The 26782-nt window shown below is 69.9% G+C and carries 23 protein-coding genes and 1 pseudogene; 9 read left to right on the forward strand and 15 right to left on the reverse strand.

The features are described 5' to 3' along the window. Window position 1: 1 nt before the first annotated feature. Window positions 2-1972, forward strand: coding sequence for a M13 family metallopeptidase (locus OED52_RS18540; RefSeq protein WP_264152292.1), 1971 nt, complete (start codon window positions 2-4; stop codon window positions 1970-1972). A gap of 76 nt (window positions 1973-2048) precedes the next feature. On the opposite strand, the gene OED52_RS18545 is transcribed toward OED52_RS18540, so the two are convergent. Beyond that, on the reverse strand, window positions 2049-2759 hold the full coding sequence (locus OED52_RS18545; RefSeq protein ID WP_264154762.1) for a M23 family metallopeptidase: 711 nt from the start codon (window positions 2757-2759) through the stop codon (window positions 2049-2051). Between the two features lie 287 nt (window positions 2760-3046). Further along, window positions 3047-4375, reverse strand: a complete 1329-nt coding sequence (locus tag OED52_RS18550) for a cytochrome P450 (protein ID WP_264152293.1) — start codon at window positions 4373-4375, stop codon at window positions 3047-3049. Between the two features lie 250 nt (window positions 4376-4625). Here OED52_RS18550 and OED52_RS18555 point away from each other — a divergent pair, with 250 nt between their 5' ends. From OED52_RS18555 to OED52_RS18575, 5 genes are all read left to right on the forward strand, one after another. Further along, a complete protein-coding gene (locus OED52_RS18555) occupies window positions 4626-5936 on the forward strand; it encodes an MFS transporter (protein ID WP_264152294.1) in 1311 nt (436 codons plus the stop codon). Between the two features lie 69 nt (window positions 5937-6005). Further along, a complete protein-coding gene (locus OED52_RS18560; RefSeq protein WP_264152295.1) occupies window positions 6006-6434 on the forward strand; it encodes a MarR family winged helix-turn-helix transcriptional regulator in 429 nt (142 codons plus the stop codon). Next, a complete protein-coding gene (locus tag OED52_RS18565) occupies window positions 6418-7845 on the forward strand; it encodes an MFS transporter (RefSeq protein ID WP_264152296.1) in 1428 nt (475 codons plus the stop codon). The genes OED52_RS18560 and OED52_RS18565 overlap by 17 nt, the downstream gene beginning before the upstream one ends. 38 nt (window positions 7846-7883) lie before the next feature. After that, window positions 7884-9101: a cytochrome P450 gene (locus OED52_RS18570; protein WP_264154763.1), complete on the forward strand. Its 1218-nt coding sequence runs from the start codon at window positions 7884-7886 to the stop codon at window positions 9099-9101. After that, window positions 9098-9286, forward strand: a complete 189-nt coding sequence (locus tag OED52_RS18575; protein ID WP_264152297.1) for a ferredoxin — start codon at window positions 9098-9100, stop codon at window positions 9284-9286. Before OED52_RS18570 ends, OED52_RS18575 begins: the two co-directional genes overlap by 4 nt. 76 nt (window positions 9287-9362) lie before the next feature. Here OED52_RS18575 and OED52_RS18580 read toward each other — a convergent pair whose 3' ends face one another. From OED52_RS18580 to fgd, 4 genes are all read right to left on the reverse strand, one after another. After that, the gene (locus tag OED52_RS18580) at window positions 9363-10334 is read right to left on the reverse strand and encodes a pirin family protein (protein WP_264152298.1); all 972 of its coding nucleotides are present in this window, start codon (window positions 10332-10334) and stop codon (window positions 9363-9365) included. Window positions 10335-10430: 96 nt separating this feature from the next. Continuing rightward, window positions 10431-10730 (reverse strand): WhiB family transcriptional regulator, encoded by a 300-nt coding sequence (locus tag OED52_RS18585; protein WP_318841891.1) that lies wholly within the window; start codon window positions 10728-10730, stop codon window positions 10431-10433. Window positions 10731-10733: 3 nt separating this feature from the next. Beyond that, window positions 10734-12380: a glucose-6-phosphate isomerase gene (gene pgi, locus OED52_RS18590; RefSeq protein WP_264154765.1), complete on the reverse strand. Its 1647-nt coding sequence runs from the start codon at window positions 12378-12380 to the stop codon at window positions 10734-10736. A 20-nt stretch (window positions 12381-12400) separates the two neighbouring features. Next, window positions 12401-13405: a glucose-6-phosphate dehydrogenase (coenzyme-F420) gene (fgd, locus tag OED52_RS18595; protein WP_264152299.1), complete on the reverse strand. Its 1005-nt coding sequence runs from the start codon at window positions 13403-13405 to the stop codon at window positions 12401-12403. A gap of 211 nt (window positions 13406-13616) precedes the next feature. Between fgd and OED52_RS18600 the strand changes: the two genes are divergently transcribed. Next, window positions 13617-14384 carry a DeoR/GlpR family DNA-binding transcription regulator gene (locus OED52_RS18600; RefSeq protein WP_264152300.1) on the forward strand — a complete coding sequence of 256 codons (768 nt, stop codon included), beginning with the start codon at window positions 13617-13619 and terminating at the stop codon, window positions 14382-14384. Window positions 14385-14393: 9 nt separating this feature from the next. On the opposite strand, the gene OED52_RS18605 is transcribed toward OED52_RS18600, so the two are convergent. Together OED52_RS18605 and OED52_RS18610 are read right to left on the reverse strand one after the other, a co-directional pair. Further along, entirely contained in the window at window positions 14394-14786 is a 393-nt protein-coding gene (locus tag OED52_RS18605; RefSeq protein ID WP_264152301.1) for a hypothetical protein, read from the reverse strand. A 53-nt stretch (window positions 14787-14839) separates the two neighbouring features. Further along, window positions 14840-17566, reverse strand: a complete 2727-nt coding sequence (locus tag OED52_RS18610; protein WP_264152302.1) for a helix-turn-helix transcriptional regulator — start codon at window positions 17564-17566, stop codon at window positions 14840-14842. Between the two features lie 132 nt (window positions 17567-17698). On the opposite strand from OED52_RS18610, the pseudogene OED52_RS18615 reads away from it, so the two are divergent. Both OED52_RS18615 and OED52_RS18620 read left to right on the forward strand, forming a co-directional pair. Continuing rightward, a pseudogene (locus tag OED52_RS18615) lies at window positions 17699-18364 on the forward strand (ABC transporter ATP-binding protein); the annotation flags it as partial. Window positions 18365-18452: 88 nt separating this feature from the next. After that, window positions 18453-19268 (forward strand): ABC transporter permease, encoded by an 816-nt coding sequence (locus OED52_RS18620; RefSeq protein WP_264152303.1) that lies wholly within the window; start codon window positions 18453-18455, stop codon window positions 19266-19268. Between the two features lie 74 nt (window positions 19269-19342). Here OED52_RS18620 and OED52_RS18625 read toward each other — a convergent pair whose 3' ends face one another. From OED52_RS18625 to OED52_RS18655, 7 genes are all read right to left on the reverse strand, one after another. Continuing rightward, window positions 19343-20272 (reverse strand): L,D-transpeptidase, encoded by a 930-nt coding sequence (locus OED52_RS18625; protein WP_264152304.1) that lies wholly within the window; start codon window positions 20270-20272, stop codon window positions 19343-19345. Window positions 20273-20429: 157 nt separating this feature from the next. Beyond that, window positions 20430-22109, reverse strand: a complete 1680-nt coding sequence (locus tag OED52_RS18630) for an FAD-dependent oxidoreductase (protein ID WP_264152305.1) — start codon at window positions 22107-22109, stop codon at window positions 20430-20432. A 121-nt stretch (window positions 22110-22230) separates the two neighbouring features. Next, the gene (locus tag OED52_RS18635) at window positions 22231-22455 is read right to left on the reverse strand and encodes a dodecin (protein WP_264152306.1); all 225 of its coding nucleotides are present in this window, start codon (window positions 22453-22455) and stop codon (window positions 22231-22233) included. Between the two features lie 92 nt (window positions 22456-22547). Continuing rightward, window positions 22548-23699, reverse strand: coding sequence for a serine hydrolase domain-containing protein (locus OED52_RS18640; protein ID WP_264154766.1), 1152 nt, complete (start codon window positions 23697-23699; stop codon window positions 22548-22550). Between the two features lie 258 nt (window positions 23700-23957). Continuing rightward, entirely contained in the window at window positions 23958-24485 is a 528-nt protein-coding gene (locus OED52_RS18645; RefSeq protein ID WP_264152307.1) for a DUF6764 family protein, read from the reverse strand. 127 nt (window positions 24486-24612) lie between these two features. Continuing rightward, window positions 24613-25668 (reverse strand): DNA polymerase domain-containing protein, encoded by a 1056-nt coding sequence (locus OED52_RS18650; protein WP_264152308.1) that lies wholly within the window; start codon window positions 25666-25668, stop codon window positions 24613-24615. Beyond that, window positions 25669-26751, reverse strand: coding sequence for an ATP-dependent DNA ligase (locus tag OED52_RS18655; RefSeq protein WP_264154767.1), 1083 nt, complete (start codon window positions 26749-26751; stop codon window positions 25669-25671). It abuts the gene before it with no gap. Between the last annotated feature and the right edge of the window lie 31 nt (window positions 26752-26782).

Genomic DNA, 26782 nt, shown 5'->3' on the forward strand with positions numbered 1-26782 from the left:
CATGACCCTCGCGCAGAACTCGGAGATCCGCTCCGGCATCGACCTCGGACACGTCGACGAGCGGGTCCGCCCCCAGGACGACCTCTTCGAACACGTCAACGGCCGGTGGCTCGCCGAACACGAGATCCCCGCCGACCGCGCGCTCGACGGCGCCTTCCGCACGCTCGCCGACAAGGCCGAGATCGACGTGCGGACCATCATCGAGGAGGCCGCGGCCTCCGGGGCGGAACCGGGCTCCGACGCCCAGAAGATCGGCGACCTGTTCACCTCCTTCATGGACACCGCGACCATCGAGGCCGCCGGTCTCGATCCGATCCGCGGTGAATTGGACGCCGTCGCCGGTGCGGCCGATCGCGCCGCCCTCGCCGCCGCACTCGGCCGGTTGCAGCGTGTCGGCGTGACGGGCGCGCTGGCGCACTACGTCGACACCGACTCGAAGAACTCCGAGCGGTACCTGATGCACGTCACCCAGGGAGGCCTCGGCCTGCCCGACGAGTCGTACTACCGCGAGGAGCGCTACGCCGAGATCCGCGAGCAGTACGCCGCGCACATCGCCCGCATGTTCACGCTCGCCGAGCTGCCCTACGACGCCGCGAAGGTGGTGGCGCTCGAGACGAAGCTCGCCGCGGGCCACTGGGACGTCGTCAAGCGCCGCGACGCCGACCTGAGCTACAACCTCGTCACCCTCGACTCGCTGCTGTCCGATCTGCCGCAGTTCGACTGGACCGGCTGGATCACCGCGACCGGCGCGACCACCGAGCAGTGGGCCGAGATCGTGGTGCGGCAGCCGAGCTTCCTCGAGTCGTTCGCGGCGCTGTGGGCCGACGAGGACCTCGACGACTGGAAGGCCTGGGCGTCGTGGCGGGTGCTGCGGGCGCGGGCGCCCTATCTGTCCGAGGCGTTCGTCGACGAGGACTTCGCGTTCTACGGGCGCACCCTCACCGGCACGCAGGAGATACGGGCCCGCTGGAAGCGGGGTGTGTCGCTGGTGGAGAACCTGCTCGGTGAGGCCGTGGGCCGGCTCTACGTCGAGCGTCACTTCCCCGCCGAGGCGAAGACCCGCATGCAGGTGCTGGTCGACAACCTCATCGAGGCGTACCGCCGGTCGATCACCGACCTGGAGTGGATGAGCCCGGCCACGCGCGAGGCCGCGCTGCGCAAGCTCGAGAAGTTCACCCCGAAGGTGGGCTATCCCGACAAGTGGCGCGACTACTCGGCCGTCACCGTCACCCCGGACGACGTGGTGGGCAACTACCGCAGCGGCTACGCCGCCGAGTACGACCGCGATCTCGCCAAGCTCGGCGGTCCGGTCGACCGGGACGAGTGGTTCATGACCCCGCAGACCGTCAACGCTTACTACAACCCGGGCATGAACGAGATCGTCTTCCCCGCAGCGATTCTCCAGCCACCCTTCTTCGATCTGCACGCCGACGACGCCGCGAACTACGGTGGTATCGGCGCGGTGATCGGGCACGAGATCGGGCACGGCTTCGACGATCAGGGCGCGAAGTACGACGGCGACGGCAATCTCGAGAACTGGTGGACCGATTCCGACCGCGAGGAGTTCGGCAAGCGCACCGCCGCGCTCATCGCCCAGTACGACGAGTTCGAGCCGAAAGCCCTTCCGGGACACCACGTCAACGGCAGCTTCACGATCGGTGAGAACATCGGCGATCTCGGTGGCCTGTCGATCGCGTTGAAGGCCTACGAGATCGCGCTCGACGGCAAGCCCGCCCCGGTCATCGACGGGCTCACGGGCCTGCAGCGGGTGTTCTTCGGCTGGGCGCAGGTGTGGCGCACCAAGGTTCGCGACGAGGAGGCCCTGCGGCGCCTCGCCGTCGACCCGCACTCGCCGCCGGAGTTCCGATGCAACGGCGTGATCCGGAACATCGACGCCTTCTACGAGGCGTTCGACGTGAAAGAGGGCGACGGCCTGTATCTCGCACCGCCGGAGCGCGTGAAGATCTGGTGATCCACGACGTACTGCGGCCTCGGTTCCGATTCGGGACCGAGGCCGCAGTCGTAGGGGCGCAGCCGGGAAAGGTCGGTCAGCCGAGGTGCCCCGAGGGGACCGGGATGCCGCGGGCGTGGAACCACGGGATCGGGTCGACCTTGACACCGCCCGGCTGCCACACCTCGTAGTGCAGGTGCGGGCCGGTGGACTGGCCGCGATTGCCCATCAGGGCGATCTGCTCGCCGGCACGGACGTGCTGACCGACCGACACGAGCGACCGGTCGATGTGACCGAAGACGCCGATGGTGCCGTCGTCCTGCGCGACCCGCACCCACAGGCCGAAGCCGGAGGCGGGGCCGCTCTCGATCACGACGCCGTCGGTGACGGCGAGGATGGGCGTGCCGATCGCGTTGGCGATGTCGATGCCGTTGTGGTTGGTGCCCCAACGCGGGCCGAAGCCGGACGACAGGACACCCGCGGCGGGGAAGAACAGGGCGGGGCGGCGCGCGGCCTCCTCGCGGGCGGCCCGCTCGGCGGCCTCGCGGGCGATGCGGTCGGCCTCGGCCTGCCGGGCGGCGATCTCGTCGGCGATGCGCCGGGCCTCGCGGTCGGCGGCCCGCTGCAGCTTCTCGGTGTAGTGCGAGGGGTCGAGTCCGGCGACCTTCAGCACCTGCGGTGCGGTCGACAGGCTCTCGCCGGCGCCGGTCCAGGCGGCTCCGGTCTCGACGCGGGCCGGCCGGTCGGCGGCGTGCGCGAGGGTGGTACCGGCGACGGTCACCGCACTCGTGAGGACGGCGACGGCCATCCACTTGCCGGCACGCCCCACACGGCGGCGCAGCTCGGCGGCTTGTCGAGCGGATGCTGATTCAGGGTTTCGGTTCACGGGAACTTCCTCCGGTACGGGCCCGTTAGTAACGAACGGGTCACGATTCCGTCACAGAGTACTTCGAAGCCGAAGAATGTCGGCGTGTCGATTTGACAGAAAACCGACCAATCGATCACAAACCATGCCCTGTTGGCCCCACAGGCGTCACACGAGCCCCACGGGGGATCAGCCCTTTCGCGAACCGGGTCACAAAAGTGTGATGCAGGTCATGCCGTCGTCCTGCGCTGCAGGTCGAATCGCAGCCCGAAATTGTCGAATGTCGCGGGCAACGGACGTGCCGGATCGGGCTTCGTCTCCGAGATCACCGCGAACTCCCCCGAGCGGAGCAGACATGCCAGGAAGGTGCTCGCGGTGAACAGGACGATGCTGCGCCCCGGGCACATCGTGGGGCCGGCGCTGAACGGCACGAGGGCCGGGTACTGCTCGGCCCGCCCGTCAAGCCAGATCTCCGGTTCGAAGGTGTGCGCGAACGGCAGGTCGCCGGCGCGGTGGAAGGCCGACGACAGGATCACGAAGCCCGTGCCCGCGGGAATCGTCGCAGCACCCCAGGTCGTCTCCTCCACCGAGTCGCGCAGGATCACCGGGGTCGTCGGCCACAACCGCGTGGTGTCGAGGACGCAGGCGCGCAGATAGTCGTAGGGCTGCGGGGTGCCGGGTTCGGTGCCGGCGAGTTCGGCCTCGGCGCGGAGCCGCTGCTCGGGGTGGGTGGACAGCACGGCCAGGGTGCGGGCGGTGACCATGCCCGCCGCGTCGAAGGCGAACAACCAGTGCGGCATCTGCCCGATCGGGTCCACCGAGGCGGGAGCGGCGAGGTCGCGGACGACCCCGGCCAGGCTCCCCGGCGGTGCCGCGGTGACGTGCCGGTGCAGGTTCTGGGTGAACCGGTCGCGCAGGCGGCGCCGCAGTGGGTGCGCGAACGACCAGTTGCCGTTCGACCGCAGCGTCCAGAGCTGGTCGGTGATGCTCTCGTCGTCCCGGGCGGCATCGCCGAAGGCGAGCCGCCGCACCAGCCGCCACCAGGCGCGGACGATATCGGTGCCGTCGAGTTCCCCGCGGGAGCGTGCGTCGGCGAACAGCGCCTGCGCCTCCTCCTCGACGACCGGCGCCCACACAGCGGCCAGGTGGTGCAGGGCGTGTTCCGGTTCGAGCGCGGACTCGTTGAACGCCCGCCGCTGCGCGCGGATGTCGCCGCGGGAGATCAGCACCCCGTTCGGCTGGAAGGGGCTCAGCGCCGCCACCTTCTCCTTGTTGGCGGCGGTGAACGAGGCCGTGTCGGTGCGCAGGATCCGGTCGACGTCCTCGGGGGTGAGCACGATCGCCAGGGTGTGGCCGGGGATCGGCACGACGAGCGGGCCGTCCCCGTGGCGGGACCGCAGCTCGGCGACGAGGCGGACGACGGCGGCGTCGGACTGTCCCTTCTCGAGCAGTTTCATCGCCCACCGGCGCCGGGCGATCGGCCCCACCGCCACGAACGGCACTGCGACCTGTCCGAGCAGGCGTGCGGCATCGGTGGGCGAGACGGTCGTAGCGGGCACTGTCGCTCCTGGGGCCGGGTTCGTCGGGTTCCCCGGGAGGATCCCCGGCGGGGCGGCGTCCAAACGTTCCACCGGCGCCGGAACACATCGTTCCGTCCGGAATGTTTCGTCCGCTCACCTTCGGGGTAATCCGCGGGGCATCGAACGCGACGCCAGGGGGAAGAACGTGAAGAACCGTTCCGCCGAGCACACTCCGGACTCCCATGCAGGACCTCCGGACCAGGTACGACGCGCCATCGGCGCATCGGCGATGGGAAATTTCACCGAGTGGTTCGACTACGGGGTGTACGCCTATACGGCCACCTACATCGCCGACGCGTTCTTCCCCGGTGATCTCGAATCCGCCACCCTGCTCACCCTGGGTGTCTTCGCAGTGTCGTTCCTCGTGCGGCCGCTGGGCGGCATGGTGTGGGGCCCGCTCGGCGACCGGCTGGGCCGCCGGCAGATCCTGGCTCTGACGATCCTGCTGATGGGTGGCGCGACGGTGCTGCTCGGCATGGTTCCGACCTACGCGACCATCGGATTCTGGGCGCCCCTGCTGCTCGTGCTGTTGCGCATGATCCAGGGGTTCTCGACCGGTGGTGAATACGGTGGGGCCGCAACCTTCATGGCCGAGTACTCCCCCGACCGCAAACGCGGGTTCTACGGCAGCTTCCTCGAATTCGGGACGCTGGGCGGTTTCTCGTTCGGTGCCGCGCTCGTGCTGCTGGTCGATCTGCTGTCGACCGACGCGTTCATGGCGACCTGGGGCTGGCGACTGCCGTTCTTCGTCGCGGGTCCGCTCGCCCTCGTCGGTCTGTATCTGCGGTCGAAGCTCGACGAGACCCCGGTCTTCCGGGAACTCGAGGAGAAGCACCAGGAGGAGAGCAGTTTCGGGGCGGAGTTCAAGGATCTGCTCACCCGCTACTGGCGTCCGATCCTGAAGCTGATGGGTCTGGTCATCGCACTGAACGTCTGCAACTACACGCTGCTGAGCTACATGCCGACCTACCTGCAGAACCGCATCGGATTGACGAGCACGTCCGCGCTGATCCTGGTGCTGATCGGTCAGCTCGCGATGATGGCGGTCATCCCCTTCTCCGGCGCGCTGTCGGACCGGATCGGCCGTAAACCGTTGTGGGCCATGTCGCTCGGCGGCCTGTTCGTCCTCGCGATCCCGATGTACATGCTGATGGCGGTCGGATTCGGTTGGGCGATCCTCGCCTTCGTGGTCCTGGGCCTGCTCTACGTGATGCAGCTGTCGACGATCTCGGCGACCTTCCCGGCGATGTTCCCCACGCAGGTGCGGTTCGCCGGCTTCGCGATCTCCTACAACGTCTCGACGTCGATCTTCGGCGGGACGGCTCCGGCGGTCAACGAGTGGATGGTGGAGAAGACGGGCAACGACCTGGTGCCCGCCTTCTACATGATGGGGGCCTGCGCGGTGGGTCTGGTCGCGCTCTACTTCGTGGCGGAGACGGCCGGTGCATCGCTGCGCGGTCGCGGTATCCCCGGCGTGGACACCGCGGCGCATCCCACCGGCCTGACCCACGCCCGCGCCCACGCCGACGCGACACGGTGACCGAGGCGACAGTCACCCGGGAGTCGATTACTAAACCAGATTGATAAATCTGGTTGTATATTCGTACGGGTGGAGACGCCCGACGGAAACCTCGCCCAATCCCTGCGTGAAGCCCTGCGGCCGCTGTGGCGGCGACTGAACGCGAACAAGACGCTCTCCATGGGCAAGATCGACGTGCTCGCCCGCCTGGAACGCGGTCCCGCCACCTCGGCGGACCTCGCGACCGCCGCGCGGATCAGCCCGCAGGCCATCGCCACCGCGGTACGCGAGCTCGAGAGCCTCGGCCTCGTCGGCCGCACCCCCGACGACCGCGACCGGCGGCGGGTGTGGATCGAGCTCACCGAGGCCGGACGGGAACGCCTGGCCCAGGAGCGCGCGATCGGCAACGCCTGGCTCGAACAGGCCCTCACCGAGCAGCTGACCCCGGAGGAGCAGAAGCTCCTCGCCTCGGCCGTCCCGCTGCTGCGCAAGCTGACGGGCGGTGCCGCCGGTGAGTGAGCCCTCCACCCGGCCCCGGCTGGTACCCGCACTCGTCTACACGGCCCTGACCAGTGCGATCGTCAGCTCCCTCGGCATGCTGCTGGTGCCCACCGTCGCGCAGGAGTTCTCGGTCACCGTCAGCGCCGCGCAGTGGATGCTCACCATCAACCTGCTCGTCGGCGCCGTCGCCACCCCGATCATGGGACGGCTGAGCGACGGCCCGCACAAGAAGCGGCTGCTGCAGTGGTCCCTCGCCACCATCCTGGTGGGCTCGCTGATGGCCGCGTGCGCCCCGAACTTCGCCGTCTTCCTCCTCGGGCGCGCCCTGCAGGGCCTGTCCTACGGCATCGTGCCGGTGACCATCGCCCTGGCCCGGCGGTATCTGGACGAGGAGAAGGTGCGGCCGGGCATTTCGAGCCTGTCGGTCACCGTCTCCACCGGTCTCGGTCTCGGCTATCCGCTCACCGGCATCCTCGCGAGCGTCACCGGGTTCCGCGTCGCCTTCGGCTTCGCCGTGGTCTTCCTGATCTCCGCCTCGGTCGTGGTGTGGCGGATCGTCCCGGACGGACCCGACCTGCGCGGTCTCCGCACCCGGTTCGACCTCCCCGGCGCCGTTCTGCTCGGCAGCGGCCTGTCGGCGCTGCTGCTGGCCGTCAGCGAGGGGTCGGGCTGGGGCTGGACCTCGGCGTGGACCCTCGGGTGCTCGGCCGCGGCCGTCGTCCTGCTGACCGGATGGGCCGTCGCCGAACTACGCATCCCGAACCCGCTGGTGAACCTGCGGGCGGTCCGCACCAAGGACGTGCTGCTCGCCAACGGCACCGCCATCGGGCTCGGCGCCGCGATGTACATCGGGATGTCGGTGGGCAGTCTGGTCGCGCAGTCGCCGACCTCCACCGGCTACGGCATCGCACTGCCGTTGTTCTGGGCCGGCTTCGTCGTGCTGCCGCTGTCGGTCGGCAGCTTCGGTGCCAACCGCGTGGTGCGCCGTCTCGCCCGTCGCATCCGGCTGACCACCCTGCTCCCCCTCGGCGCCGGCGTCATGACGATCTCCGCCGTCCATCTGTGGCTCGAACACGACCGGCTGTGGGAGATCCTGATCGGGATGTTCCTGTTCGGCGTCGGCACCGGCACGACCTACGCGGCGATGCCCGCCCTCATCGCGCGGAGCGTGGCGGACACCGAACTCGGCAGCGCCGTCAGCTTCAACCAGGTACTCCGCACGGTCGGTGGCGCCTTCGGCAGCGCCCTGTCCGGTGCGGTTCTCGCCGCGCACATGGCCGGCGACGGGCACCCCACCGACTCCGGCATCACGCTCGCGTTCGCGCTCGGGGCGCTCGGCAGCGCGGTCGTCTTCGCCGCCCTCGCGGTCAACTGGATCCGCACCCGCAGACCAAGATCGAACACAGGAGTCACCCCCACTCCCATGTGACCACTCACAAGTCCGATTCGCACGAAAGATCCGACGCCATGCGCGGGGGCTGCCCCGTCCGGCGCGAACCCCACCACGGCGTCGTGATGGTCACCGGTTACGAGGAGGCCGTCCAGGTCCTCGGCGACGAGCGGACGTTCTCGTCGTGCATCTCGGTGACGGGACCGTTCTCGGGCCTGCCCACCCCTCCCGAGAGCGACGACGTCGGCGACTTCATCGAGGACCACCGGCGCTCGCTGCCGATGAACGACCAGCTCCCCACGATGGACCCGCCGCACCACACCGCCCACCGCGGCCTGCTGATGCGGCTGATCACCCCGAAGCGGCTCGAGGAGAACCAGGAGTTCATCGAACGCCTGGCCGACCGGCTCCTCGACGACGTCCTCGCCCGCGGCGAGGGCGACTACATCACCGGCTTCGCCGCGCCCTTCGCGATGCTCGTCATCGCCGACCTGCTCGGGGTTCCGGAGAGCGACCACCAGGAGTTCATCGAGGGTCTGAACATCCAGGTGGAGAAGGGTTTCTCCCTGGGCAGCACCGAGGGGACGGCCCTGAAGCTCAATCCGCTCGAGTTCCTGTACAAGAAGTTCGGCGAGTACGTCGAGGACCGCCGCGCGAACCCCACCGACGACGTGCTCACCGGCCTGGCCACCGCGACCTTCCCGGACGGCACCCTCCCGCCGGTCGAGGACGTGCTGCGCATCGCCGCCAACGTGTTCTCCGCGGGTCAGGAGACGACGGTCCGGCTGCTCAGCTCGGCGCTACGGCTCATCGCCGAACGCCCCGACATCCAGAAGGCCCTGCGCAGCGAACCCGAACGCATCCCCAACTTCGTCGAGGAGACGCTGCGTTTCGAGAGCCCCATCAAGGGCGACTTCCGGCTCGCGAAGACCCCGACCACCGTCGGCGGTGTCGACGTGCCCGCCGGCTCGATCGTGATGCTGGTCAACGGTGCCGCCAACCGGGACCCGCGCCAGTTCGCCGATCCGAACGAGTTCGACCTCGAGCGCCGGAACGCCCGCACCCACATCGCATTCGGACGCGGCGTGCACTCCTGCCCGGGGGCGCCGCTCGCCCGCACCGAGGCCCACGTCGGCATCCGGCGGCTGCTCGAGCGCACCGAGAATATCCGGCTCTCCGAGAAGGTCCACGGCCCCGAGGGCGACCGGACGTTCGGCTACCTGCCGACCTTCATCCTGCGCGGCCTGCTCGCCCTGCATCTCGAGTACACCCCGGTGGAAGGCGGGGCGAAGTGAGGGTCTTCGTCGACGACGACACCTGCCGCGGTCACGGCGCGTGCCTCGCCGGGTGCCCGGAGGTCTTCGACCTGAGCGACGACGGGTACGCCGTGACGCTCGTATCGGAGATACCGCCCGAACACGAGGAGGCCGCCCGGCAGGCCGCGGCCGCATGTCCCGAAAGGGCCATCCGGCTCGGCTGATTCACCGCCCGGTGCCGGTCGGCCGACCGCTGGATCTCCCCTCCGGGGCCGGCCGGGATCTGCACGCTCGCCACGGTCACTCCTGTTCGTCGGGACGGCGCACGGCGGGGATCGAGCCGAACCGTCCGGCCCGGTAGTCCTCCATCGCCTCGATGATCTCGGCCCGGGTGTTCATGACGAACGGGCCGGCCATGACGACGCGTTCGCGGATGGGCCGGCCACCGAGGACGAACACCTCGAGCGCGTCGGTGCGCGAATCCTGCTTCGGCGCAGCGGAGATCGTCAGGCTGTCGCCGCGGCCGAAGACCGTGGTCTGTCCGGTCCGGATCGGGCGGTGCTCGGCGCCGACGGTCCCGTCGCCGGCCAGCACGTACGCCAGGGCGTTGAACTCGGGGTTCCAGGGTAGGGTGACGCTCGCACCCGGCGCCACGGTGGCGTGCAGCAGCGTGATGGGCGTGTAGGTCGAGCCCGGGCCGCGGTGCCCGTCGAGTTCCCCGGCGATCACCCGGATCAGCGCACCGCCGTCTGCCGAGGACAACAGGGCGACCTCACCGCCGCCGATGTCCTGGTAGCGCGGGGCGACGAACTTCTCGGCCTTGGGCAGGTTCACCCACAGCTGCACACCGTGGAACAATCCGCCGCTGACCACCAGGTGCTCCGGGGGTGCCTCGATGTGCAGGATGCCGCTGCCGGCGGTCATCCACTGGGTGTCGCCGCCGCCGATCGTGCCGCCGCCGCCGTGGGAGTCGCGGTGCTGCATGATCCCGTCGATCATGTAGGTGACGGTCTCGAAGCCGCGGTGCGGATGCCAGGGTGTTCCCTTGGGTTCGCCGGGGGCGTAGTTCACCTCGCCCATCTGGTCCATGTGGACGAAGGGATCGAGGTACTTCGTCTCGATGCCCGCGAAGGCACGGCGGACGGGGAAGCCCTCGCCCTCGAATCCGCGCGGGGCGGTGGTCACGGACAGCACCGGACGCGAGACCGATCCGGGTGCGGGTGCTTCGATGCGGGGCAGGGCGAGGACGTCGTCGACGGTCACGGCGGGCATGAGGACCCCTCTCGGTCGTGTAATTGATGTTTCAACTACTTCACCGTACGTCAACAGGGTCCCGTCACGATTTGTTCCCCCGTCTTCCGTCCCCGCTCAGGACCGGTGCAGGATGCGGCGCACCCGCCGCAGCGGTGTCCGCTCCTCCTCGGTGAGGCCGCCCCACACCCCGTGGCGTTCGCCGGACTCGACCGCGTACTGCAGGCACTTCTCCCGTACCGGGCAGCGGGCGCAGACCTTCTTGGCCGAGGCCGTCCGCTCTTCACGGGCCGCGCCGCGCTCGTTGTCCGGATGGAAGAACAACGAGGCGTCGGCGTCGCGGCAGGCCGCATCCAGCTGCCAGTCCCACTGCTCGGTGACCGGTGGCGGCAGGTAGAGCAGTTTCAACGCCGGCACGCTCTATCTCCCGTCGCGCAGTGTGCGGTAGGTGGTGATCAGCCGGTCGGTGGACGCATCCCCGGTATCCGGGGTGGCGTCCCCGGCCAGGACCGCCTGCAGGGCGGTGGCCTGGGCCTTGCCGAGCTCGACCCCCCACTGATCGAACGAATCGATCCCCCACACCACCCCCTGGACAAAGGTCTGGTGTTCGTAGAAGGCGATGATCTGCCCGAGCACCGACGGGGTCAGCTCCGGCGCCAGGATCGTCGTCGACGGTCGATCCCCGGGCATCACCTTGTGCGCCACCAACTCCTCGGCGGTACCGTCGCCGCGCACCTCACCGGCGTCCCGCCCGAACGCCAACACTTTGGCCTGGGCGAACATGTTCGCCAGCAGCAACTGCTGCATCGTCACGTCCCCGTCGCGGGCGGGCAGATCCTGCCCCTCGCCGGCGCGGGCGAAACCGAGGAAATCGACCGGCACCACCTCGGTGCCCTGATGCAGCAACTGGAAGAAGGCGTGCTGACCGTTCGTGCCCGGCTCACCCCAGAACACCTCCCCGGTCGGGCACGAGACCGCGGTGCCGTCGGCCCGCACGGACTTGCCGTTCGATTCCATGGTCAGCTGCTGCAGATAGGCCGGCAACCGGCCCAGATCCTGACTGTAGGGCACCACCGCGCGGGAGCGGTACCCGAGCAGGCTCGCGTTCCACACCCCGATCAGCCCGGCGAGCAGCGGCGCATTGCGGTCCGGCTCGGCGGTGGCGAAGTGGGTGTCGATGGCGTGCATGCCGGCGAGGAACTGCCCGAACCGCTCGCGGCCGATCGCGCACATCACCGACAGGCCGATCGCCGACCCCACCGAATAACGCCCGCCGACCCAGTCCCAGAACTCGAACATGTGCGCCGGGTCGATCCCGAACGCGCGGACGCGGTCGGTGTCGGTGGACACCGCCACGAAATGCGCGGCGACGGCGTCCTCGCCCAGGGCGTCGACGAGCCAGCGGCGCGCCGCGGTCGCGTTCGACAGGGTCTCGAGGGTGGAGAAGGTTTTCGAGGCGACGACGAACACGGTGGTGGCCGGGTCCAGATCCGCCAGCGCCGCGGTCAGATCCGCCGGGTCGACGTTGGAGACGAACCGCACCTGGGGGCCGTCGCAGAAACGGCGCAGGGCGCGGGTGGCCATCGCCGGTCCCAGATCCGAGCCGCCGATACCGATGTTGACCACCGTGGTGATCTTCTCGCCGGTGGCGCCGCGCCACGCACCGGAGCGGACCCGGTCGGTGAACTCACCCATCCGGTCGAGCACGGCGTGGACCTGCGCGACCACCTCCACCCCGTCGACCACCAGCTCGGAGTCACGCGGCAGCCGCAGGGCGGTGTGCAGCACCGCCCGGTCCTCGGTGACGTTGATGTGCTCACCCGAGAGCATCGCCGCCCGCGCCCGCGCCACACCCGTCTGCTCGGCCAGGTCGAGCAATGCCCGCATCACCGCCGAATCGACGCGCTGCTTGCTGAGGTCGACCACCAGATCACCGGCGGCAACGGTCAATTCGTCCACCCGGTTCGGCTCCGAATCGAACAGCTCGCGCAGCGAGATCGAGTCGAACCGATCCCGTTGTTCCTGCAGGGACTTCCAGGCCGGGGTGGTGGTCACGTCCGAATTCATCACGCTTCGTTCACCTTTCCTCAGGCGAGGGCGCGCAGGCGCGGCGCGAGGTCGCGTTCGAACAACTCCAGGAACCGCCGCTGATCATGACCCGGCGCATGGAACACCAGATGATTCAACCCCGCATCCACATACGCCTTGACCTGCTCGACCGCCTCGTCCGGATCCGACGCCACGATCCACCGCTTGGCCACCTGCTCGATCGGCAACGCATCGGCCGCGGCCTCCATCTCGATCGGATCGTCGATCGAATGCTTCTGCTCCGGCGTCAACGACAACGGCGCCCAGAACCGCGTGTTCTCCAACGCCCGATCCGGATCGGTGTCGTACGAGATCTTGATCTCGATCATCTTGTCGATCTGCGCGACATCCCGCTCCGCCTTCGCCGCCCCCTCCGCCACCGCCGGCAGGAGTTTGTCGGTGTAGAGCTCCATGCCCTTGCCCGAGGTGCAGATGAACCCGTCACCCGCCCGTCCCGCATAGCGCGCCACCATCGGACCACCGGCGGCGATGTACACCGGGATACCGCCCTCGGGCACGTCGTAGATCGACGCGCCCTTCGTCGAGTAGAACTCCCCCTCGAAATCCACCCGGTCCCCGCGCCACAGCTCGCGCATCAGCCGCACCGACTCCCGCAACCGCGCGAAGCGTTCCTTGAATTCCGGCCACTGGCCGGAATACCCGGTGGCGATCTCGTTCAGTGCCTCACCGGTGCCGACCCCGAGGAAGATCCTCCCCGGATACAGGCAGCCCATCGTCGCGAACGCCTGCGCGATCACCGCCGGGTTGTACCGGAACGTCGGCGTCAACACGCTCGTGCCGAGCTGCAACCGCTGCGTGCGCTCCCCCACTGCGGTCATCCACGCCAGTGAGAACGGGGCGTGCCCACCCTGGTGGCGCCACGGCTGGAAATGATCCGACACCGTCGCCGAATCCATCCCGTGCGCCTCGGCGAGCACGGCCAGCTCGACCAGCTCCCGCGGCCCGAACTGCTCCGCCGACGCCTTGTACCCCAACTTCAGCATTACCGTGCAACCTCCGTGTGACGTCGTGCCCAGCAGAACCGATTACGCGAAAACGAGCAAATACTGCACGAAATCATGCACATCTCTTTCTTCGAGTGTCAACAACCGCGCACAGGTGTGTTCCGGGTGCGCTATGGTCGTGCACCGACACCGGATCACGGCGTCCGAGTACCCCGAATTCGAGAGCCCATCGAGAGCCCCAGGAGTAATCGTGTCTGCGACCGCCCGGCGACGTGAGATATTCCAGCGACTTCTCGCCGACGGATACGTCGACGCGAAGACTCTCGCCGCAGACCTCGGGGTCGACGCGTCCACCATCCGACGCGACCTCGACGCCCTCGCGCGCGACGGCAAGGTCCAGCGCACCCACGGCGGCGCGAAACCCGTCGACGGCGCCGGCCACGAGATCCCCTACGCCCTGAAGAAGGATGTGCGCCGCGGCGAGAAGACCGCCATCGCCGAGGCGGCCGCCGCGATGGTCGCGGACGGCGACAGCGTGGTGCTCGACAGCGGCTCGACCACCTACGAGGTGGCCGTCGCGCTGCGGAACAAGGAGTCGCTGACGGTGCTCACCAATGACCTGCGGATCGCGAAGTACGTCGCGTCCTTCCCCGACGTGCGGCTGCTCGTCTCCGGCGGCGAACTGCTCGGCTCGGTCTACACACTCATCGGTGAACACGCCGCGCAGTTCCTGTCGCACTACTCCGCCGACTGGGCGTTCCTCGGCGCCGACGCGGTCCACCCGACAGCCGGCATCACCAACACCAACACCCTCGAGGTGCCGGTCAAGCGCGCGATGATCGCCGCCGCGGCGCGCACCGTCGTCGTGGCGGACCACTCGAAGTTCGGGCAGCGCGCCCTCGCGCGGGTCGCCGCGCTCGACGAGGTGACGTCGATCGTCACCGACTCCGGTCTCGACGAGGACCAGCGCGCCCTCTACGGTGACCGTCTCGTCGTCGCCGAAACCGTTTCGCGGTAACGGATTCCCCTACGAGACGGCGTCGATCCGGTCGCGCACCTCGTCCCAGGCGGGAGGCAGGGCACCGGCCGGGCAGGACCACACCGCGAAGGTCGACGGCGCCAGAACGGTCCGCAGATCGACCTTCGCGCTGCGGTGCATCCCGCCGTGGTCGAATGCGCTCAGGGCGGTCCTGCTGGTCCACGCGGACACGATCCACACGGCAGGCCGGACGACGTCGACCCCGATCGTGTGCCCGGCGGCCCCAGGGGTCCGGGCCAGCACCGGTCGCATCCGCGCCGCCCACACCAGGACGGGGAGCAGACCGCGGCGCGAGCGCGGGCGCAACCGGCCCACCATCACCGTGTACGTCCCGTCGGCCGCATCGGGGGGAACGGTCCGGGTCCAGGGCACGCTGAGCATGAGGCGACGCTAGGACGCGGCGCGCGGCGTCGCACCGGCGAAATCACCGGGTCTCACCCCAGGTCCATACCCACGAGCTCTCCACGGGAGCTGATGCCGGTCTTGGTGAAGACGTTGCGCAGGTGGAAGTCGATGGTCCGCGGGCTGAGGAACATCTGGGCGGCCACCTCGCGGTTCGGCAGTCCCTGCGCGACCAGCCGGGCGACCTGCCGTTCCTGCGGGGTCAGCTCCCCGGTCGCCCCGACGGCCCGTCGGCGTGCGGATTCACCGGAGGCCCGCAGTTCCGTGCGCGCTCGTTCCACCCACGGGGCGACCCCGAGATCCTCGAAGAGCCCGAGCGCGGCCCGCAACTGCGCGCGGGCATCGACGCGGCGGCGGGCACGACGCAACGCCACTCCGTAGGCGAGATGCGTCCGCGCCGCCTCGAACGGTCGTGCGGCGGCGGTGTGGTGGTCGAGCGCGGCCCGGAAGTGAGACTCGGCCGCAGCCCCGTCGGCGAGCAGCGCCCGGCCGTACTCCGCGACGGCGCGGGTCGCGGGTGAATCGACGACCTCGGCGACGGCGGTGAGCTCGGTCGTCCATCGCTCGGCGAGATCCGTCCTGCCGGCCTGCACCGCGGCGTCGACCCGGTCGTAGGCCACCAGCCGCGCGATCGTGCTGTGCGTGATGCGGTCGAAGTGACCGAGCGCCGGTGCGTTCCGTCCGGACACGAGATCGTGGACGCCGCACGCCGCACGCACGGTGTCGTGCAGCAGTTCCCCGAAGACACCGGCGCGTCCCTCGTCGAGGATCGGGTCGAGTTCCCGGAGGCGATCGTCGAGGACATCACCCTCGCCGCGCAGCGCGGCATCGAGGGCGAGCTGAGCGAGAGGCAGTGCCGTCAGGGCCCGCTGCCCGGTGCTGCGCGCGAGCTGCAGCGCCTCGGCCGCGTTCGCGGATGCGTACCGGAACCGGCCCGCGGACAGCTCCGCCAGAGCCAGACGGGGAAGGGCGAACAGGACGAGCCCGAGGGAGCCGCTGGTCCGGGCCCGGGTGAGCAACCGGTCGAAGGGCCGTCGGAACCCCTCGGCGTCGTCGAGGAAGGACGCGGCGATACCCGTGTTGGTGAGCAGGTCCGGCTCGTCCAGGTCGCGCCCGCTCTCCAGCGCCACTCGCAGAGGCGCCACCGCAGAGGCGACATCGCCGCGCAGCAGATGGTGGAATCCGACGAGCAGACCCGACAGGCACCGTTCGCGCGGAGCGGGATCCTCCGTGCAGAAGGCGCGCGGATCGAGATCCGTGTGTCCGTGCTCCGGCGCGAAAGTCGATGCGGCGACCGCGATCATCGCGATCTCCCGGGCGCGGGCGGGATCGACGGCGGCCACCTCGCGTGCCGCCCGCGTCCAGAGCGCGACGGCGGCGGGCACGGATCCGACGTTGAACTCGACGCGGCCGCGCAACCGGTCCAGGTCCGCGACGAGGACGGGATCGGTGGTGAACCTGCGACTCTCCTCCGCGAGCGTACGGGTCCGGTCCAGCCGGCCCGCGAGCCACGCGGCGGCGGCCGCCTCGTACAACCGGATCGCGCGGATCCCGGTGTCGGGGCTCAGTGCCGCAGCCTGCTCGAGCGCGGCGGAGGCAGCTTCGAAACCGCCTCGCCGGTGGGCCCGTTCGGCGGCCTGCTCGAGTTCGGCGGCGACGCTCTCGTCGGGTTCGTCCACGCCGGTGGCGAGATGCCAGGCCCGCCGGTCCGGATCGTCGAAGCGCAGGGCCGCGGCGAGCGCCGCGTGCACCCGCCGGCGTTCACCGGTCGTCGCACCCCGGTAGAGCGCCGAGCGTACGAGGGGATGCTGCAGTTCGACCACGCCACCGTCGATCCGGATCAGACCCGACCGTTCCGCCTCGGTGAAGGCCGCATCGACCGTATCGGTGTCGGTGACACCGACTTCGGTGAGCGCCGCTCGGATCACCGGGATACGCGCCGAGTCGTCGGCCGCGACCACCAGCAGCAACGTCCGCGCCGGTGTGCTCAGGTGACGGCTGCGGTCGAGGAACACCCGGTGCAGCTCGTCGGTGAGCGGCAGATAACGGGGCAGCGGTTCCGCACCGGCCAGTTGCCGCGCCGACAGCGCCCGCGGCAGTTCGACGAGGGCCAGCGGGTTGCCGCCCGTCTGCGCCAGTAGTCCGGTGCGCACCGAGTCGGCGACGTCGGCATCGGTGCGGGCCCGCAGCAGAGCGGTGGCGGCGTCGGCGTCCAGCCCACCGAGGACCAGTTCGGGCAGGTCGTCACTCTCGAAACGACGGACGTCACCGTCCCGCGCCGCGAAGAGCAGCGCGACGCGTTCGGGTCCGAGACGCCGCGCCACGAACAGCAGGGCGGCAGCGGAGGCGTCGTCGAGCCAGTGTGCGTCGTCGACGACACACAGCACCGGAGCCTGCTCGGCGACCTCCGCGAGCAGATTGAGGGTGGCCAGGAAGACGAGGAAACGGTCCCCACCGCCGGTCTGCTCACCGAACGCGGCACGCAACGCCTCCTGCTGCGGCGCCGGAAGACGGACCAGTGACGCCGTCACCGGGCGCAGCAGCCTGTGCAGGGCGGCGAACGCGAGCGGTGATTCCGACTCGATCCCGCGAGTGGCCAGGACCCGGGTGCCTTCCTGCCGGGCGACGGTGTCCTGTAACAGGGCCGACTTGCCGACCCCGGGCAGACCCCGCACCACCAGGGCACCACCGCGACCTGCCCACGCCTCGTCGACGAGCGTGTCGATCCGCGCGCGCTCGTGTTCCCGTCCGTACAGCACCGGAACAGCGTAGAAGCGCGACCGGCGAGGCGCGCGGCGTCCCGGCCCGGCAGAACCCGGCGAAATCACCGGTGCGATGCCGGTCGTGTCGCGGCGAGTCTGGAATCACCCATCCGACCAAGGAGAAACGCCATGATCGAGATCGACGGCCTCACCAAGAGGTACGGTTCCACCCTCGCTGTCGACGACCTGACCTTCACGGTCTCGCCCGGGCACGTCACCGGCTTCCTCGGCCCCAACGGGTCCGGCAAGTCCACCACCATGCGGGCGATCCTCGGGCTGGACCGGCCCACGGCCGGCAGCGTGCGCATCGACGGACGCCGCTACCGCGACGAGACGGCACCCCTCACCCGTGTCGGGGCGATGCTCGAGGCGAACTTCCTGCCCGGTCGCTCCGCCTACCACCACCTGCTGTACCTGGCGCAGTCGAACGGCATCGGCCGTCGGCGGGTGGACGAGGTCCTCGAACTGGTCGGGCTGCAGTCGGTGGCCTGCAAGCGCACCCGCACCTTCTCCCTCGGCATGCGGCAACGGCTCGGGATCGCCGCCGCGCTGCTCGGCGACCCACCGACCCTGCTGTTCGACGAGCCGATCAACGGACTCGATCCCGAGGGCATCGTCTGGGCGCGCCGGCTGCTGAAGAGCCTGGCCGCCGAGGGCCGCACCGTGCTGGTGTCCAGCCATCTCATCTCCGAGATGGCGCTGACCGCCGAACATCTGATCGTCATCGGCCGCGGCCGGCTCATCGCCGACACCACCGTCACCGAGTTCACCCGCAACGCCGGCACGGAATCCCTCGAGGACGCCTTCCTCCGGCTCACCACCGACGCCGTCGAATACCGCTCACCCGCCGACTCTCTCGCCTACACCGGATCGGAGAACTGACATGACCACCCTCACCCCCGCGGCCACCACCGTGTCCCTCCCGACCCGGGCCTCCCGGGCGGTGCACGCGGAGTGGACGAAGCTGCGTTCCGTGCGCTCCCACGTCGCCGCGCTGGTCGCGACGCCGATCCTGCTGGTGCTGCTCGGCGCGGCGATGGCGTCGATGACCGTGGCCGCATGGGACGCCCTCGCCCCCGAGATGCGGGCCGACTTCGAACCCGTGGCGAGCAGCCTCAGCGGCATCGACCTGGCCCAGCTGGTGCTCGGCACGCTCGGTGTCCTGCTGGTCACCGGCGAGTACGGCTCGGGCACCATCCGCGCCACCTTCGCCGCGGTGCCCCAGCGGCCGCTGCTGCTGGGCAGCAAGGCCGCGGTGTTCGCGGTCGCCGCGTTCGTCGTCTCCGCCGTCGGGTGTCTGGCGGCGTTCCTGATCGCGCAGCCGATCCTGGCCGAACAGGACCTGAACGTGGGGCTCGGCGACCCGGGTGTGCTGCGGGCCGTGCTCGGCAGTGCCCTCTACCTGACCGTCGCGGGCCTGCTCGGCATCGGCCTGGCCGCGATCCTGCGGCACACCGCCGCGGCGATCGGCACCCTGTTCGCGGTGCTCTTCGCGCTGCCGCTGCTCGCCCACTTCCTTCCCGCGACGATCTCGGACCGGGTGGTGCGCTACCTGCCCACCAATGCGGGCGGCGCGATCGCGCAGCTGAACCCCGGCCCTACCGACCTGGCACCCTGGACCGGTTTCGCGCTGTTCTGCGCGTACGCGGCGGCCACCCTGTTCGTCGGGGCCGTGCTCGCGAACCGGCGCGACGTGTGAGCCGGTGCTCCGGAAACGCCGACGCCCCCGCCGTCGAGGGCAGGGGCGCCGGAGGTGTTCGCGGGGAGGCGGCGTCAGAGATTCCAGTCGCCGAGGCCGTCCCAGCCGTTGAGGGTTCCGCCGGCGGTGTTCTGCACGATCACCGGGTCGCCCTTCTTGGCGTTCTCGTAGAACCACCTGCCGTCCTCGGTGCTCACGTTGAGGCAGCCGTGGCTGACGTTGGTGTTGCCCTGCGCCCACTCCGACCAGGGCGCGGCGTGCAGGAAGATGCCGCTGTTGGACATGCGCGTCGCGTACTCGACGTAGGTGCGGTAGCCCTCGGGTGCGTCGACCGGCACGCCGTAGGTCGACGAGTCCATGTACATGTCGCGGTACTTCTCCCCCACGATGTACGTGCCGTTGGGGGTGTCGTAACCGGGCTTGCCGAACGACGTCGGCATGGTGCGGACCACCTCACCGTTGCGGGTGATCGTGATGGTCTTGGTGTTGTTGTCGGCCACGGTGACGAGTGCGTCGCCGATGGTGAACGACGACGTGGTGTCGCCGGCCTTGACCGTCACGCTGGTGTTCGCGGGCCAGAACTGGAACGGCTTCCAGCGGACCTGCGTGTCGGACGCCCAGTAGAAGTGGCCGTCGACGGGCGGCTGCGAGGTGATGCGGATGGCGCGCTCGGCGGCGGCGCGGTCCCCGACGGGCTCGTTGAACCGGATGATGATCGGCTGCGCGACACCCACCGTCTCGCCGCTCGACGGGTTCACCGAGGGAGCGGAGAACGGGGCGGGCGGTTCGGGAGCGATCTGCGGCACGGCCACGCCGGGCGGGGTGAGGCCTTCGATCAGTTCCTGGATGCTCGGCACCTCCGGCCCACCGGGCCACAGCGGCGCGGCGCCTGCGGGACCTGCCGCGGTCAGTGCGACGGCTGCCACTCCTACGAGTGCTGCACCGATTCGTCCGGCTCGGCGGCCCGTGCGGCGACGGTTCGACAAGGCTTGCTTTTCGAACATTCCACAACCCATCGTTCAACGGTGCGCCGTGTTCTTTACTTTCACACGACGTGTTCGTACCGAACCATTAGACACGGGGCGATTCGACAGGGGCAATTCGGCCGAATGGACACGAGGCATTGTCCCAGGTCAGGAACCTGGGACAATGCCCGTTTCTTCAGGATTCGAGGCGTGAGGCGGCGAGCATCTCTTCGATCGAGACGAATTTCTGCCGGGCCCGCCCGGCCGCGGCACCGCGGGCCTTCTCCTGCTTGTCGATCTGCAGCCAGCCGCGGTAGTCGACGTGCTCGGGACGCCGCTCGGCCACCAGTGTGGCGAGCTTGTCGCGATCGGCGACCGGCTCCGGGAGCTTGCCGGCGATGAAATCGTCGAGGATCTTCTCGACCGTCTCCGTCGAGCACTGCTTGTTGGTGCCGATCACCCCACTGGGCCCGCGCTTGATCCAGCCCGCGGTGTACACCCCCGGCACCGGCGCACCGGTGGCCGGATCGATCACCCGGCCGCCCTCGTTCGGGATCACCCCGCGCCGGTCGTCGAACGGCAGCCCCGCCACCGGGGTGCCGCGGTACCCGATCGACCGCAGCACCAGCGAGGTCGCGAGGGTCTCGGTCTCCCCGGTCGGGCGGGCCTCGAGCCGGCCGTCCGTCTCGACGAGCTCGTTGCGTTCGAGGGTGATCGCCTCGACCGCGCCGTCACCGGAGAGCTCCACCGGCGAGGCCAGGAACCGCAGCACGATGCGCTTGTTGCCCTCGGTGGGGGTGCGGCGGGCGAAGCCCTCGACCTGCTGCACCTTCAACGCGATGCGCGGTTCGACGTCCGGATCGTCGACCATCGCCCGGCTCGCGGGATCGAGTTCGATCTCACCCGGATCGACGATCACGTCCACCCCCGGGATCTGCCCGAGGGCGAGCAGCTCCGGGTTGGTGTAGGCGGCCTGCGCCGGACCACGCCGGCCCACCACCACGACCTCGCGGATGTTCGACTTCCGCAGTGCCTCGAGGGCGTGCTCGGCGATGTCGGTGCGGGCCAGATCCTCCGGGTCGGACACCAGGGCGCGGGCCACGTCCAGGGCGACGTTGCCGTTGCCGACGATCACCGCGCGCTCACCCGACAGGTCGAAGGTGCGGTCGGCGAAATCCGGGTGCCCGTTGTACCAGGCCACGAACTCCGTCGCCGCGTGCGAACCGGCGAGGTCCTCCCCGGGGATGTTCAGCTTCCGGTCGCTCGCCGCACCGACGGCGTAGATCACCGCGTGATGGTGGGCGAGCAGTTCGTCGTGGGTGATGTGGGTGCCGACCTCGACGTTGAAATAGCACTGGCTGTTCTTGTGCCCGATGGCACTGCGGAACACGTCCCCGATCCCCTTGGTGCTCTGGTGATCCGGCGCCACACCGGCCCGCACCAGACCGTAGGGGGTGGGCAGCCGGTCGAAGATGTCGACCTGCACCGCCGAATGCGACACCAGATCCATCGCCGCGTAGCAGGCCGCCGGCCCCGATCCGACGATCGCCACCCGCAGGGTGCCCCGCTCGGCGGGGATCTTGCGGCGGGTCCGCGGCTCCGGCCAGTCCGGCCCGATCGGATACCGCCGGAAGTAGGCGGCGTTGATCTCGAGATAGGGCTCCTGCTCCGGGGTGAGCTCGTTGTCGGCCGCGATCGCGTCGACCGGGCACTCGTCCACACACGCCCCGCAGTCGATGCAGGTGTCCGGGTCGATGTAGAGCATCTCCGTCGTCGCGAACGGCGCTTCGTCGGGCGTGGGATGGATGCAGTTGACCGGGCACACCTCCACACACGAGACGTCGTTGCAACACGCCTGGGTGATCACGTAAGCCACAGTGGTACCTGCCTGACATGCCGGTTCGGACGACGGAACAGGGCCAGACTATAACACGTTACAGATTTGGTCGAGAACGTCGTTCTCCCAACGGCAACAGCGCTTTACGCGCGGAGCAGCACTAGCCGTCGAGTTCGTCGCTCGATTCGATACGGAATCCGATCTTGAGGGTGACCTGGGTGTGGGCCACCCGGCCGTCGTCGATGTGCCCGCGGATGTTGACCGTCTCGAACCACTCGAGATGACGCGTGGTCTCGGCGGCCCGCGCCACCGCCTTGGCAATGGCGTCGTCGACCCCCGTCGTCGACGATCCGACGACCTCGATGACCCGGTACACATGACTCATGACAGGACTCCTCGAATCGGTGATGCTCCGATTCGGATCGTCCCGCCCCCGGCCGACTCCCGTCCCCGAAACAGGAAAAATGACGGCCGTTCTCAGGCGCGCCGCGCGAGATCGCGTGCCAGCGCACCCAGCCGCGCGAGCCGCAGGTCGCCGAGCGGCATCGCCCCGACGCCGAGCCGGTTGGTGACGAAGGCGATCGACAGGCCCCGGTCCAGGTCGGCGAAGGCACCCGATCCGCCCACCCCGTAGTGGCCGAGTGCGCGGCGGGGCCGGTCGAGACCGGCGACGATGGGCTGGTGGTAGCCGAGCCGCCACGCCATCGGCACCCCGAGGACGTAGTCCCGGCTCCGCACCCGCACGCGGGCCATCTCGTCGACGGTGGCCGGGTCGAGGAAGGTCGTGCCGTCGATCCGTCCACCCGCGGCGATCGCCCCGTACATGCGGGCCAGCGACCGGGCGGTGAACACCCCGTTCCAGCCCGGCATCACGGAGTCGTGCACCGCCGGGTCCCGCACGAGCCGGTCGAATCCGGTGGGCATGGCGGCCTCGGCGAGACCCCGGGTCGGGCCCAGCTTCGACAGCACCGCCGCGCTCGCGCCCCAGTGCAGGCCGAACGGGTTGATGCGGGGGAACAGGCCGGCGATCCGGGACCGTTCGTCGTGGGGCACGCGGTACCAGAAGTCGGGTTCGCCGAGCGGCCGGGCGATCTCCTGCTCCACCACCTCGGAGAACGACCGCCCGGTGGCGCGCTGCACCAGTTCGGCGACGAGCCACCCGTAGGTGACGGCGTGGTAGCCGGAGCCGCGGAGCCGGCGCCGGTCCGGTTTCGCGGCGGCGAGTGCGGCGACGGTTCTGTCGTAGTCGAGGATGCCGCGGCTTCCCGGGACCAGGCCGCGCACCCGGTGCAGGCCGGCCCTGTGGGTGAGGACGTCGGTGACGGTGAGCTCGTCCTTGCCGTTGGCCGCGAACTCCGGCCAGTAGCGGGCGACGGGGGCGGCGTAGTCGATCACGCCCCGCTCGGCCAGCCGGTGCACCACGGTCGATGCCACGCCCTTCCCGGTGGAGAACGACAGCGACATGGTGTCGCGGGCCCATCGGCGATCGGGCGCCGACCACCCGGCCCACACGTCGAGCACCTTCTCGCCGTGGAGGTAGACGCTCAGCGCGCCGCCACCGTCCTGCGGTCGGCGGTAGAGCGCGAAGAACTCGTCGGCCAGGCGCAGGAATCGGGGGTCGACCAGCATTTCCGTGCGTGTCACCGCAGGTCGCGAGCCCGTGAGCTCCGATGCGGACTCGAACGCCTCCGGCGCTCCCGCAGGGTCGAACGCCGCTCCCGCAGGGTCGAACGCCGCTCCCGCAGGGTCGAACGCCGCTCCCGCAGGGTCGAACACAGCTCCGGTCGTCATGCTCCGCCCTCCTTCGGACATTTGCGACAGGCTACGACGCCGGAGAGCGGAGCGGAAGAACTTTCGTACAGTCTGTCTGTTCGTTGTGGACGAACGTCAAGGTGCCAGGTCGACCGCGGGCGGCTCCGCCCCCGGTGTCACGAACCGGAAGGCCCCCACCGCGAGGCAGCCGCGCAGGGCCTCGAGGTTGAACGCCGCCGCGAGTTCGCCCTCGCACAGCACCGGATCGTCGGCGTCGCCGATGTAGGCCTGGGAGTTCGGTCCCGCCAGCACGAAGGCGGTACCGGGCAGGTCGAGCACACCGAGCGCCAGCGCCTGGAAACCCGCGCCGACGGCGAGGAGACGTCCCGCGGTGCTCTCCGCAGCCCCGACACCACCGTCCAGCCCGGCGGCCGCGACCAGCGCGGGTCCCCGCCCGTCGGCGAATCCGACCCCGCGATCACCGTGACTCCACGCGCCGGCCGTTCCGTCGGAGGTCGCGCCGCACGCCTGATCCCCCTCGACCTGCGCGACCTCCGCGGCGGTCCCCGGCGGGGCCGCGCAGGTCGTGGCGGCGGACGCCGCCTGCGGAACGAGCAATCCGGCACCGACTGCCGCAACGAGCACCACGCCGGCACCGAACACGCGATCGGACCTCCACGAGCGCACCACGTCACAACCTTTCCGAGATCCCGGCCGAAGGAATTTCCCGCCACAGTCTATGGATCGGCCTCCGGGAAAGGTTCCCGGTGCAGGTCACGATCCGGAACGTTCACCCGTCCTTCGACCGGTCGGCGTCACGGGAGGGCTGCACCCGTTTCGGTTCGCCCGGCATCTTGGGGTGGTTCGGCGGATAGGGGAGGTCGCCGAGCCCGGCAGCCTCGTCGCGTTCGGCCATCTCGAGCAGCACGTCCAGCGAGTGGGCGTGCGCGTCGAGATCGGCCATCGGGTCGCCCCGCTTCGCGAGCAGGTCCGGCACCGTCGCGAGGGTGAAGTCGTCGGGTTCGGCGTCGACGAGTTCGTCCCAGGTCAGCGGTGTGGAGACAGTGGCGACCGGGGTACGGCGGACGGAGTACGCGGAGGCGATCGTCTTGTCCCGGGCGTTCTGGTTGTAGTCGAGGAACAACCGCTCGCCGCGTTCCTCTTTCCACCACGCGGTGGTCGCCCGGCCGTTGCTGCGACGTTCGATCTCGCGCATGAGCGCGATGCCCGCGCGCCGCACACCGACGAAGTCCCATTCTGGGACGATCCGCAGATAGATGTGCAGTCCCCGCCCACCGGACGTCTTCGGGAAACCGGTCAGGCCCAGTTCGTCGAGCAGCGGACGCACCACCTCGAGCGCCACCGCCTTCGCGTCGCCGAAATCGGTGCCCGGCTGCGGGTCGAGGTCGATGCGCAGCTCGTCGGGGCGGTCGGTGTCGCCGCACCGCACCGGCCAGGGATGGAAGGTGAGGGTACCGAGGTTCGCCGCCCACACCACGTCGGCGGCCGAACGCACCCGCAGGGCGTCGGCGGTGCGGCCCGACGGGAAGGTGATCTCGCAGGTCGCGACGTGGTCGGGCCGTTTCGCGGGGGCGCGCTTCTGGTAGATCTCCTCGCCCCCGACGCCGTCCGGGAACCGCTGCAGATGCGTCGGCCGGTCGCGCAGGGCCGCGAGGATCGGAGCGCCGAACTCGGTGCTCACCCGGCGGTAGTACTCGACGAGATGCCTTTTCGTCCCGCCGTCCTCCCCCAGCCGCGGGAAGTAGATCTTGTCGGGATTCGACAACCGCACCGGAACGCCGTCGACGTCCAGCTCCTCGGCGGGTGCGCGTTTCGCGGCGGCCATTCAGTCCTCTTTCCGGTCGAGCACGTCGGCCAGGTCGTAGCGCACCGGCACCTCCAGCTGGTCGAACGTGCAACTGTGCGGGTCGCGGTCGGGGCGCCACCGCTGGAACCGCGCGGCGTGCCGGAACCGCACCCCGGCACCCACCCCGTCTTCCGTCTGCGCGGTGCCTTCCATCTGGTCGTAGGCGACCTCCACGACCCGCTCGGGTCGCAGCGGCACCCAGCTGCGTTCCGTCGCCGACCGCCACCGGGTGGGTTCGCCCTCGGAGACGACGTCCTCCCCCACGCGCAGCGGCTGCAGTTCGGCGAGCAGTTCCTCGCGGCGTTCGCGGGTGAACGCCGACGCACCGCCGACCATCACGAGTTCCCCCTCGTGGTAGAGGCCGAGCAGCAGCGATCCGACGCCCTCGATGCTCTTGTGCATGCGGTAACCCATGAGCACGCAGTCGGCGGTGCGAGCGTGCTTGAGCTTGAGCATCTCCCGCTTGTCGGGCACGTACAGGCCGTCGAGCCGCTTGGCCACCACCCCGTCGAGACCCGCGCCCTCGAACTCGTCGAACCAGCGACGGGCCGTGTCGGTGACGGTGGTGGACACCGTGACATGACAGCTGCGGCCCCCGCCGATCTCCTCGTGCAGGCGGGTGCGGCGGACGGCGAACGGCACCTCCATCAGGTCGTCGTCGCCGAGCGCGAGCAGGTCGAAGCCGACGAAGTGCGCGGGGGTCCGCTCGGCGAGCAGCGCGATCCGGCTCGCCGCCGGATGGATCCGCTCGGACAGCGCCTGCCAGTCGAGCCGCGTGCGGCCGTCCCGTTCGAGGGGCACGACGATCTCACCGTCGACCACGCAGCGCGGCGGAAGTTCCGCCCGGACCGCGTCGGCGAGTTCGGGGAAGTACCGCACGAGATCCTTGCCGCCGCGGGAAGCGAAGACCACCTCGTCGCCGTCGCGGAAGACGATCGCCCGGAAACCGTCCCACTTGGGTTCGTACGACCACTCGGGTGGGCCGTCCCCGGGCTGGGTGGGAATCGTGGACGCGACCTTGGCGAGCATCGGGGCGAGCGGAGGCACCACGGGCAGGTCCATGCGCCACATCGTTGCACCTGGACGAAGCCGC

Source organism: Rhodococcus sp. Z13, from assembly GCF_025837095.1.
GTDB classification, from domain to species: Bacteria; Actinomycetota; Actinomycetes; order Mycobacteriales; family Mycobacteriaceae; genus Rhodococcus; species Rhodococcus sacchari.